Origin of the sequence: Pseudomonas sp. EA_65y_Pfl2_P78 (genome assembly GCF_963970495.1) — a bacterium.
In the GTDB taxonomy this organism is placed as follows: Bacteria; Pseudomonadota; Gammaproteobacteria; order Pseudomonadales; family Pseudomonadaceae; genus Aquipseudomonas; species Aquipseudomonas baetica_A.
This window is the reverse complement of the sequence record NZ_CAXAON010000061.1, coordinates 1-11,665: the sequence shown is the minus strand read 5'-3', so window position 1 is coordinate 11,665 and position 11,665 is coordinate 1. Positions and strand designations below refer to the sequence as shown.

General features: G+C 56.2%; 8 protein-coding genes and 1 pseudogene. All 9 read right to left on the bottom strand.

The genetic code is table 11. From position 1 onward, the window contains the following. Positions 1 to 1,837 (bottom strand): annotated as a pseudogene (locus tag AACY02_RS25470) (RHS repeat-associated core domain-containing protein); the annotation flags it as partial. 10 nt (positions 1,838 to 1,847) lie between these two features. Beyond that, the gene (locus AACY02_RS25465; protein ID WP_108225915.1) at positions 1,848 to 2,111 is read right to left on the bottom strand and encodes a PAAR domain-containing protein; all 264 of its coding nucleotides are present in this window, start codon (positions 2,109 to 2,111) and stop codon (positions 1,848 to 1,850) included. A gap of 69 nt (positions 2,112 to 2,180) precedes the next feature. Beyond that, complete coding sequence (locus AACY02_RS25460) at positions 2,181 to 2,666, bottom strand: SUKH-3 domain-containing protein (RefSeq protein ID WP_339434295.1); 486 nt, start codon at positions 2,664 to 2,666, stop codon at positions 2,181 to 2,183. Continuing rightward, on the bottom strand, positions 2,663 to 3,148 hold the full coding sequence (locus AACY02_RS25455; protein ID WP_339434294.1) for an Imm32 family immunity protein: 486 nt from the start codon (positions 3,146 to 3,148) through the stop codon (positions 2,663 to 2,665). The genes AACY02_RS25460 and AACY02_RS25455 overlap by 4 nt, the downstream gene beginning before the upstream one ends. Positions 3,149 to 3,225: 77 nt before the next feature. Continuing rightward, a complete protein-coding gene (locus AACY02_RS25450; RefSeq protein ID WP_096821618.1) occupies positions 3,226 to 3,489 on the bottom strand; it encodes a PAAR domain-containing protein in 264 nt (87 codons plus the stop codon). Between the two features lie 21 nt (positions 3,490 to 3,510). Beyond that, positions 3,511 to 3,852: an immunity protein Imm33 domain-containing protein gene (locus AACY02_RS25445; RefSeq protein WP_339434293.1), complete on the bottom strand. Its 342-nt coding sequence runs from the start codon at positions 3,850 to 3,852 to the stop codon at positions 3,511 to 3,513. Between the two features lie 224 nt (positions 3,853 to 4,076). Then, complete coding sequence (locus AACY02_RS25440; protein WP_339434292.1) at positions 4,077 to 4,562, bottom strand: DUF4265 domain-containing protein; 486 nt, start codon at positions 4,560 to 4,562, stop codon at positions 4,077 to 4,079. Further along, positions 4,552 to 9,237: an RHS repeat-associated core domain-containing protein gene (locus tag AACY02_RS25435; RefSeq protein WP_339434291.1), complete on the bottom strand. Its 4,686-nt coding sequence runs from the start codon at positions 9,235 to 9,237 to the stop codon at positions 4,552 to 4,554. Before AACY02_RS25435 ends, AACY02_RS25440 begins: the two co-directional genes overlap by 11 nt. Then, on the bottom strand, positions 9,234 to 11,665 hold a 2,432-nt coding region (gene tssI / locus AACY02_RS25430), incomplete at its 5' end, for a type VI secretion system tip protein VgrG (RefSeq protein WP_339434290.1). The genes tssI and AACY02_RS25435, both read right to left, overlap by 4 nt.

Below are 11,665 nucleotides of genomic sequence, written 5' to 3'. Positions count from 1 at the left end.
CGAAATCCACGCTCAGACGAGGATCTTCAAAATGCACCAGCCGATCAAACAGGTCCCAACGCAGATCACTGCGTTGGCCGTTGTGCCAGCGCTGGATCTGATTACCGCGTTCGTCATAGTCGTAGTGAGTGCCGGCATACTCACGGAGCAGGTTATCGACCAGTTTGCTGCGCGGTGGTGCAAGCTCCAGCGGGCGGCGAACTTCTGTTGCTTTGTCGTCGAGCAGGTTGCCCGCCGGGTCGAAGGCGAAGGTTTCCACCCCTTGACGTGTCACCGCGCTGAGCAGTCGGCCGACGGGATCGTAGCGATACGCGAGGGGGCCGCGATGGCTGTCGTTGATGTCGGTCAGTTGGCCGGCAGCATCGTATTTGTACTCGCGCTTCACCAGTGTCGATTTGTCATCGCTGCGCCCTAATAACTGCTCCTGCAAGCGTCCAGCCGGATCCCAGCTTTGGGTTTGCATCAGATGATTGCCTTGATGACGGGAAACTTCGCGGTGCAAATCGTCACGTTCGAAGCCGATCAGTTCATGCTCGTCCAGACGCATGCCCAGCAAGTGACCACTGCCGTAGGTGAGCCAACTGACACGATGGCCGTCTGGGCGCACCGTGGCGACACGCTGGTTAAGCACATCGTATTCATGCTGCCAGACTGCGACCGTAGGTTTTTCCAGGCCGAGGTAATGTTGGTGTTCGCGCAGCAGGTTGCCGGCCAGGTCATGAAACCATTGCAGGCGGCTGTCAGCATTGTTGGCCATGACCAGATTGCCGTTGCCGTCATAGGCGAAGGTCTCGCTTTGTGACTGGTAGCCCAAGGTGGCACGGCGCTCAACCAACCGCCCCATTGAATCGTAGTTCAACGAGATCGTGCGGCCACCGGCGACAGAATGGGCCAGACGTCCAGTATCAGGATCGTACTGATAGCTCGTAAACTGACCGTCAAAGCCGGTTTCCTCGAGCAGGCGACCGACCGGGTCATAGTGGAAGTGCGCGCGTTGGCCATTCTCGTTTTCCATAGCCTGCAATCGGCCCAGCCGATCCCAGCGATAACGTAGCGTCTGCTCGGCCGCATCCACACGCTCGGCAATAAGACCTGCAGCGGTATAGCTCCAAGTGGTGCAGCGATCCAGACCGTCGACATGGGCCAACAACCGACCTTCAGCGTCGCGCTCAAAGTGTTCCTCGGTCGTATCTGGGTGCTTGATCAGCGCCAGTTGCCCAGCTTTGTATTCGTACTCGGTGGCGTTCCCAGCGGCGTCGGTGAAGCAGATCATCTGCCCCCGTTTGTCGTACTCCCAAGCACTGGTTTTGCCCGAACAATCGACATACTCGACCAGTTGGCCGGCATCGTTGTAATCCAACGTCTTTTCATTGCCGTTGGCGTCCTTGATCGCCGTGAGTTGGCCGGACTTGTTGTATGCGTATTCGGTTTTGTTGCCAAGCGGATCGACCGCTTCAACCAGATTACCTTGATCGTCATGCGCGCGTTGCCATTGCCCTCCCTCAGCATCACTGATCTTGATCAGCAAGTCCTGATCATCGTAAGCAAAATGCGTAACGTTTCCATCAGGTCGAATATGCTCAAGCATGTTTCCGCGCTCGTCATAACCAAAGCGCGCGACACTCCCATCTGTTCGGACGTGACGAACAATGTTCTTCGCGCCATCGCGAAACAGCCATTCAGAACGCTCATCCGCGTAGCGAATTCGGTAGGTGTAGCCAAGGATGTCGTAGTAGTGCCAGGTCTCGTTGCCAAGCGCGTCGGTGACGAAGGTCAGACGAATGTTTTCGTCCCACTCCAAACGCGTCTCAAAATAGCCATCGTCCGCCCCCTCACGCCCCGCGTGTTCAACTGACAACCGCCCCTTTGGGGCCACTGGCAATCAGTGCGGCGCCACAGGCGGTTTTCATGCCGTCCAGAGCGATAGGCGTGCCATCGACCGTGTAGGTGCTACTGCCCTCGGCAATCGGGAACACACCTTTGCACAACGGGCAACTGACCTTGTGACCAACCCCGGCAATCGGTTTGCCGTTGAGGTCGGTCTGGGAGAAGGCTTCGAGCACCTTGCCGCCGTGCGTGGTGGAGTCGCCCAAACGGATTGCGTCTTTCATGTTGTCACTCCTTTGACTAAGTTACTCAGCCATCCAAACGTCTTCGTCAGCTTGGGTACCTAGTGCAACTCAAATGATCGGTATCGCGCCTGGCGTGGCGAGTCGCACCGACTCACCGCCCTTACGGCCAAATATCAGGTTTTCCATCGCTTGAATAAAGTTCAGTCCCTGTATCCAAAGCCCGTCGTGAATGAGGCTCAAGACGTAGCAGCAACCCTGTTCGTCCATCAACAGCGCGCCATGGCCGTGTTGGACTTCGGCAATGCTCACCAAGGTACTGCTTAGGCGTTGCTGCCACTCAAGGAACTCCTCGCTATCATGCAGATATTCAAATGTACCAAAGGCGACATCGCTCGTAGCACACTCCTCCCCTGCGCTGCAGATGCCCACCTGCACCCCGACCAACTGCTCAAGTAGAGCAGCGGCAGGATGTTCCGGTGGGACGTAACACGCTACTGGTTCGGTGCAAGGGGTGGGCCAGCCTGCGGCGAGAAACAGTGGGCGCAGGCTCTCAGAAAGTTCTATTAGCGGGGGTACGTTCAGTGTGCCGGTCACGATTTAACCAAGCTGTTATTGAGGACTATAAAATCCACATTCGCTTCATAGTCGAAGTTTTCAGCGATACCTTGAAGGTGCATATGCTCAAGACCATGCGTTGACATCTCATATGATGCATTAATGAGAAAAACGCCAAGTTCTCTAATCGTTTGTGGATCAGCAAGAATCGAAACCTCATCCAGCTGAATATTTTTATCACTCCCGATAGCAGTTCCGTGCACACTGAATTTATTCAACTTTCTCATAGATTGAAACCTTGTTCCCGAAGGGATTTTTTTCTTTTCGCGTGAGTTCAGAGACGCTACCCCGCCTACCTCTGAGATTCCAACCTTATTCACTACAACTTCAGCCTTCCTTGTCTTGCATTGACAGGGAGCATGAACCTGTTGGTTCGTATTTTCCACATGCGGTGGGTCTATTCGAATCCGGCCATTGCCAACCGCCTCCCAACGACCAGATTTTAAAAAGAACGACTTCATTCGCGCTTCAATTGCCACGGAACGGACGATGGGAGCCCGCGCCATGGAGATAGGCAATCAATGCAAAAAATATTGATTCAGCTGACAACCGCCCCTTTCGGGCCGCTGGCAATCAGCGCAGCACCACAGGCGGTTTTCATACCGTCCAGCGCGATGGGCACACCATCGACGGTGTAGGTGCTACTGCCCTCGGCAATTGGGAAAATCCCCTTGCATAACGGGCAACTGACCTTGTGACCGACCCCGGCAATCGGCTTACCGTTGAGGTCGGTTCGGGAGAAAGCTTCGAGCACCTTGCCACCGTGTGTGGTGGAGTCGCCGAGACGAATTGCGTCTTTCATGTTGTCACTCCTTTGACCAAGTTACTCAGCCATCCAGACGTCTTCGTACCCTTGGGTATCGATGATGAATTTTGCGCCCGTGGACAAACACAGATACTTCATAACCATCGGTAGCACTTCGGGTAAATGTTCAATACAAATCGGCTGGTAAAAATCTATCGCTGTCGAATGCGTGCCGCAGTGAATGAACCAGCTGACATTCCCATTTTCCGGCAATTGAATACGGGCGCCGTAAATAGGTGTTTTCCCGAGAGATTCGATGGACAAGGCGACCATTTCTTCAGGAGCCAACGCTGACATTCCGTACTTCTCGCAAATCGCATTCTGTGTGCCGTCAGGATACGGCGGTTCATGTTCGCTCATATCTATCCTTTCCTTTCGATCCAATGTCCGATCCCACAGTGGCTGGTTTCCGGGCTGCGGTGTTGGACTTTTACTCCCGAAAGATCTTGGATTCGTTGCCCGCCGAGATTGGGTGTATTGCAATGTCGATGGCCTTTTCTCAGCGGGCCTTTCCTGGTATGGGAGCCTCAATTCGGTGAACGAGTGTTTGTTCCTGAGCTTGGAAATTGAGAAGCTATTTTAAACTAACTATCCAGCCACCAGTTGAGCAGCGTCTCGTCTTCTACGTCATCGATATTTTTGTAGATATTTGCGTAATACCATTGGATCCCAGTTTCCTCGTAAAACTCGTTAAAAAAACTTGCAATATTATCCATTCCATTTTCTGCAGGAATAGCCAACGACAAATTCCCTTTATATATGCCGTCCAAGGTGCCGCTAAGCTCCCTCGCTACCTCCGTTTCAAGCATCTCCAGCCGCTCAGGTGAAATGTGCTTGGAGTAAATATGGATACAGAAATTACCACCTCTCTTTATAACCTCGGCGTGTGTCTGAGGATTTTTTAAAGAAATCACATCCCCTCTCGCCAGATTCAACGCTAGCCCCGGAGAAGAAAGCAATTCATACGTATGCTCATCAATTTTTCGAGCAGGTAGCTGTTCAAATACCGGCCCTTTTGAGTTTTTTCCCGCATATACCCGAATAAGTTCCGCTGCTTGATCATCGACCATAAGGTGCTCCACAACTTCCACGTTCAACACAAGACATGCCTTCTTTAACATAGCCGCTACTACCGGCACTAAGGTTACAGGAAGCGCCTTCGAGAGCGATGTTAACCTTCGCAAGGTTGCCGCCCTTGGAAGTAGGGACATTGGTGTGCCCCAAATGCATATCTTTAGGGTTTTTCGAGGTACTACCGCACCGCCAACATACATAGTCATCCGAGCCGCTCTCCTCCAAAAGCTCCTCACGACATGCATCTTGGCCTCGACGATGCCCACCATCAACCTTACTCGCTGCAATATCAGCAGCACTCGCTCCATCACCGTCCCGCTTGGCAAACTTCGAGGGAGCCTTTCTCGCTAACCCCAGTGGGTCAATCCACTCGGTAGGGTTCGGTGCGTACTGATGAAAATTGATGCCGCCAGCAAATCCTATTGGATCTCTGCTGATGAACCTTCCTACCGCAGGGTCGTAATATCGATACCGATTGTAATGCAGTCCAGTCTCATGATCGTGATACTGCCCTTGGAATCGTATCGGATTCATCACGCCATGTTGCCGCGCCCATTCAGAGCGCTGCTCCGTCACCTGCCCCCACGCCTTGTATTGCGCACTCCAGGCCATGTTGCCTTGCGGATCCGTCAGTTCCTGCGGTGTGCCCAAGTGGTCGCATTGATACCAAGCCAACGCATCAAACGGCATAGATATAGCCTTGTGACCCCATAACGGGTCATCATCAAGACTGTACTCACCGCTGTAATTGGGCTGCCCCACAAGATCAATCGGCGCATGCCGCACCGCTTGGGCAACAGGAACAAAGGTACCTGGTTCAAAGATGTAGTGAACCGTGCGACCCGGTTGGCCATCGCTCTGCGCTGGGCTGCTTTCCCACGCGAGGTTGTCGCCGTCCCAGCCGTACAGAGTGAAGCCACACCCCAGTTCAAGCTGTTTACGGGCATGCTCGTTGCGGTTCCAGAGAGAACCGGCTTCAGGGCGCTGTTTGTAGTGGGCGTGGGAGTTTTTGTGGAGGCGCCTTCCCAACGCGTCGTAAGCGAAATCCACACAAAGGCGCGGATCTTCGAAACTCACCAGTCGATCAAACAGATCCCATTTCAAATCGCTGCGCTGACCGTTGTGCCAGCGTTGAATCTGGTTGCCACGCTCATCGTAGTTATAGTGGGTGCCGGCGTATTCGCGTAGCAGGTTGTCGACCAGTTTGCTGCGCCGGGGGGTCAGATCCAGTGGGCGGCGAATTTCAGCCTGTTTATCATCCAGCAAGTTGCCGGCCGGGTCAAAGGCGAAGGTTTCCACGCCTTGACGGCTGGTGGCACTAAGCAGCCGGCCGACAGGATCATAACGATAAGAAAGTGAGCCGCGCCGGCTGTCATTGATGTCAGTCAATTGTCCGGCAGCATCATATTTGTACTCGCGTTTCAGCAGCGTGGACTTGTCGTCCCTGCGTCCCAGCAGTTGCTCCTGCAATCGACCAGCAGGATCCCAACTCTGGATTTGTAGCAGATGGTTGCCTTGATGGCGTGCGATTTCGCGGTGCAGATCATCGCGCTCGTAACCGATTAGCTCATGTTCGTCCAGTCGCATACCCAGCAAGTGACCACTGCCGTAAGTGAGCCAACTGACACGATGGCCGTCAGGGCGGGTCGTGGCGACGCAATGGTTAAGCAGGTCGTATTCGTGCTGCCAGACCGCAACCAATGGTTTTTCCAGACCTAGATAGTGTTGATGCTCACGCAGAATATTACCTGCTGGATCATAAAACCATTGCAGGTGGCTGTCGGTGTTGGAGGCCAACACCATATTGCCGTTGCCGTCGTAGGCGAACTTTTCGCTTTGCGACTGATCGCCCAAAGTAGCACGGCGCTCGGTCATCTGGCCCATCGGGTCGAAGGTCAGCTCAATCACGCGCTCGCCATTAGCGGACTGGGCCAAGCGACCGGTCAGTGGATCGTATTGATAACGCGTGGAGCGCCCATCGAATCCGCTTTCTTCAAGCAGTCGGCCTACGGGGTCGTAGTGGAAGTGAGCGCGCTGTTCGTTTTCGTTTTCCAAGGAAGTTAATCGACCGATGCGATCCCAGCGATAGCGCAAAGTTTGCTCGGCAGGGTCAACTCGCTCGGCAATCCGGCCACTAGCGTTGTAGCTCCATGTGGTACAACGATCCAGACCATCAACATGTGCCAACAATCTACTCTCGGCATCACGCTCGAAACGCTCTTCAGTTTTGTCCGGGTGCTTGATCAGCACCAGCTGCCCGGCCTTGTATTCGTACTCGGTTGCGTTTCCGGCGGCGTCGGTGAAACAGATCATCTGCCCTCGTTCGTCATATTCCCAAGCGCTGGTCTTGCCCGAGCAATCGACGTATTCGACCAGTTGCCCGGCGTCGTTGTAGTCCAGCGTCTTTTCGTTGCCGTTGGCGTCCTTGATCGCGGTCGGTTGTCCAGCCTTGTTGTAAGCGTATTCCGTCTTGTTTCCCAAAGGATCGACGGCTTCGACTTGATTGCCTTGATCGTCATAGGCGCGTTGCCATTGCCCACCTTCGGCATCACTGATCTTGATCAGCATGTCCTGATCGTCGTAGGCAAAATGTATTACGGTGTGATCAGCGCGGATGTGCTCAAGCAAATTGCTGCGCTCGTCGTAGCTGTAACGATCAGTCGTACCGTCTGCATGCACGTGACGCACGACGTTCTTGGCTTCGTCACGGAACAACCACTCGGACAGGCCATCGGCATGCTGTATTCGGTAGGTGTAGCCAAGGATGTCGTAGTAGTGCCAGGTCTCATTGCCGAGCGCGTCGGTGACGTAGGTCAGACGAATGTTTTCGTCCCACTCCAGACGTGTGTCGAAGCTGCCGTCGTCCGCCCATTCGCGTACGGCTTTAGCCTTGGCGCCCTGGCCGTCCCACTCCAGATTCATGCCGCGACCGGTGCGGTCGGTGTAACGGGTGATCAGGTGATGCTGGTATTGGTACAACCAGACAGCGCCGTTCTCGTCCTGTGCCTGAATCAGATCGCCATAAGCGTCGTACTGGTACGCACAGAGTTGCCGTTGTGGCTCACCGTCGCGGATTTCCCAGATGCCGGACAGCCGGCCGTGATCGTCGATCATCGTGCCGAGGTGCAGGTGAACCTTGGTGTAGTCGTTTTCCTGATATGTGATCAGATCGGAGAGCACCGACTGTTCACCATGGCGATGTTCGTAATGCAGCATGATGCCGGCGCCATTACGCAGCGAAATATTGGTAAGCACATAACGCTGGTTACGGCGCACATAGGTTTCCTTGCGTTCAAAACCACGACACAGCATCAACTGATCTTCGCTGGCACGAACCAGAGTGATGTTCTCGATGGGGTCGTAGTGGAACAGCCCAACCTTGGGCAGTGGATAGCTATGGTTTCGACCATCAGCACCATAGAACGTCAGGCCATCATCCACGCAGTCAAACCGTGTGGTGAATTTCGTGACCCAGCGAGCACCAAGGTCGCCTTGATCGTACTCCCCAAGGCGCGAGTTATAGATGCGATTCCACTCGACCGGGAACGGCCCGGGCAAGCTGAAATCGCTATGGCTGAGGGATTCCGAACCCAATGCAAAATTGATGCTGTGGCAGGTACTGGTGCATGTGCCGTTTTTCTTCGGTTTGGGGGCTTTGGTTGCAGCAGCTTGTTGGCTCGTCGCACCCAGACCACCTTCTGAGGCTGTGTGCTGGGCCTGACTGGTCTGATCCGGCTTGACTCCGGCACTCTGTCCATGAGCATTGCGCTTACGCCAAAGAGTGACTGCACTGGACAAAATCAGCAGCAACCAGCCAATCGAGTTCTGAACCGATTCGTCGTCCAACTTGCTCAACTGGGTACGCAGTTCCGGTCCCATGGCGCGCAGTTTTGCGGTCTCGGTAGCAACCTGTTTTTTGATCTCGTCGGGTAGCAGATGATCGGCAGCGCTGTTGGCCAGCCCCTTGCCAGCCGCTTTATAAGCACTCGCGGTAGCCCCGAAAATGTTGCCAATTGCCGCGAGAGGGTCGCTCAGTAACTGATCCCCCGCAGCGCTGATTTGTTGACTGGCGGCCTGGACGTCCCCCTTGGCGTCGAGCTTACCGTTAGCAACGGTTTCGAGACCTTTGGCGATCTCGTTAATAACGTCTTCGCCCAGCTTGCCAGCGTCCGCGAGAATCCCGGGCAACTTGCCTTTGGCCTGTTCAACAAAGTCGTCGAGGGTGCCGATGATAGAGGCGTTCAGGTGCCCGACCAGCACCTCGATCACAGATGCACTGAGCAGCATCTTGCTGCTGGCCTTCATCTCCTGACGCACCAGAAACAGTGTTGGGCGCAACGTCATACGGGCTGCCGCCATCGCCGGTGGCAGCGGCAAAACACCGATCAGGTTGATGCCCAGACTGGCCCACGCCAGCAGGTCGCGCTTCTGGGCATTCGACAGGGTGACGATGTCACCCAGCGCATCGACCAACGCCATGATGTTGCCCACCACGGGTAATGCGCCGGCGACGTTCTTGATTCGATCAAGAGTGACCACGCCGCCACTGGCGGATTGAAGCCAGGCGTCGAAGGTTGCCGCACCGCTGGCAACATCCTGAATGTCGATGGCATTCAGGGGAACGATGGCAACTTGAGGTTCACGTTTTACAACAGCATTTTCAGTGGTCATGACAGCATCTCACCCGCCAACAGGCCCGGGGTTTTCAAGGAAGGTTTTGGCAGCGTTGGTGCGGGAAGCGTCGGCAATCGGCCGCCCTTGCTCGCGGCGCCGAGGATGCTCGACGCACTCGGCATGGCGGCACTCGCCAGTTTCGGCAATCCAGCCACTCCGCCCTGCACAGCGCCTTTCACCTGCTGCGCCGTTTGCATTGCGCCCTGCGCGGTCTGCACCGCACTCATCCCTGTTTGTGCCATGTCCTTACCCTTCTCCAGCATGTCCCAGCTCTTGCTCGGCAACACCTGTGCGACCATCGCCTGCACTTGGCTCGGCACGTCTTCGGCCCCCGGCGGATTCAACGGCCATTCCGGCTTACCGATGTAACTGCCATCGCTCCAGGTGTCCGCCGGATCCTTGCCGAAGAGCACCCGCGCCGGGCCCGGTGCTGCGCCAGAGACGCTGGCGAAACCTTTGCCATCGAGCTTGCCCTTGATGCTTTTGCCCAAGGCATCAATGACTTCGTAATCGCCTTCCTTGATGCCCTGACGCCCGGCGTACTGGTTGAACAATTCGAGGTTGCCCTTGCCCGGTTTCGGCGGTTCCGGGAATACCCCGGCCAGACTTTTCGCACCGGTGTAGGCAAAGTTCGCCGCATGGGCCGTGTACGGGCCGCTGGTAGCGTGAGTAATGCCACCAGCGTTGTAAGTCGTGGCACTGCCACCACCCTGGATCACCAACTCAGTCTTGGCGGCAATGGTGATGCGGTCGGCATTGGCGGTGATGTTGAGTTTGGCCAGCAGGTTGATGCTGTCCTTTAGCGCACGCACGTCGATGTCACCGGACGCGGCCACCAGACGCCAACCCATGCTCTGCACGAACAGGCGCATGCCGCGACTGGCACTGGCCAGCAGACGCTTGCCGATGGAAAGACTGGTGTGACCGGTGCTGCTCAATGCCAGGTGTTCGCCGGTGGCGATGTGGCTGGAGCGCGGCGTGGTCAGGGCGATGCCGGCCGGGCTGGCGAGCACCAGATGCGGTTCAGTGAATTCCGGGAACTCATTGGCGGTCATGTTCGCCGGGCCACTGCCGAGCACGCCTTGATGCTGGGCGTGCAAGGCTTTGGCCACGTCGTCCTGATCGCCCGCTTCCTGCGCTTGCAACTCCTTGGCCTGCACCGCAAAGCCGTCCTGCTGATCGCTCGCGGTGGCGAGGCGCTCGGCGGTTTCCGGCAGATCCTTGTGGTGTTTCGACTCGTTTGGACGTGGCTCGGTGGTGATCAGCAGACCGGCACCGGCACGCACCGCGCCATGGCGGTCGGTGCGCAATTCGAAACCTTCGCCGCGCGGTTGCCCACCGCTCGGGCGTGGATGCGTCAGGTAGCCGAGGTTGATCGCACTCGCACCGTGATCACTGCGCAACGCGATGCTGATCTCGCTGGTGGTGTCATCGATCCTCAGTTCGTTGGCGCGGCTGCCCTTGTATTCCTTGCTCTTGACCGTGGCAAGGGTCTTGAAATCCGGCAGTTTATACGGCGGCAGATTCGCGCCGTGGTACAGGCAACCGGTGATCAGCGGCTGGTCGGGATCGCCTTCGAGGAAGGTGATCAGCACTTCCATGCCAACGCGTGGAATGTTGATCGAACCAAAGGTTTCCGCTGCCCAACTCGACGCGACGCGCATCCAGCAACTGGTCATGTCATCGTGCTTGCCTTCGCGATCCCAGAAGAACTGCACCTTGACCCGGCCATACTGGTCGCAGTAGATCTCTTCGCCTTCCGGGCCGCAGACCACGGCGCTTTGCGTGCCGAGGACTTTCGGTTTCGGGTGATCGAGCGGCGAACGGTAAGGCACGTCCCACGGGATCGCGCTGAAGCGGTTGCGGTAGCCCTGGTGGAAATCGTCCTTGTTGTCCGTGGTGTCGCTGGTCACCGACTCTTCCAGCACTTGCGGCTGCTTGCCTTCGTGGAAGATTTCAGTGAGCAGCCACAGGTCGTTCCACGTCGGGTTGGCGTGTTCGGTCAGGGCGAGGAAATGCCCGCTGACCAGGATAGGCTGATCGCTGTTGCCTTCGGCGAGTCGATAGTCGCTGCGATGACGCTCCAGCGCGCGATTGGCCAAATGTTTGCCGCGGTCACGGTCAACGAATCGGCCCGGGTAATCGTAATCTTCCAAGTCTGGCTGGGCACTGCTTTTGGCGTCGCTTTCCAGCTCGATTTTCGGTTTGACGAAGTCGTAATCGCGTCGCGTAGTGCGGCTGGTGCGGGTAGCCAGACGCAGGCCGAAACGTTTGACCACCGGTTTGTCCGCGACCAGCCCGGAATCTTGCTGATAGGCCACGGGCGCGAGTTTCGGGAACACCGTCTGGTCATCGCCGAAGGTCAGTTTGTGGCCGCTGGCGGTGTGCTGAAAGTGGTAGTGAATACCTTCTTCCTCGCACAGGC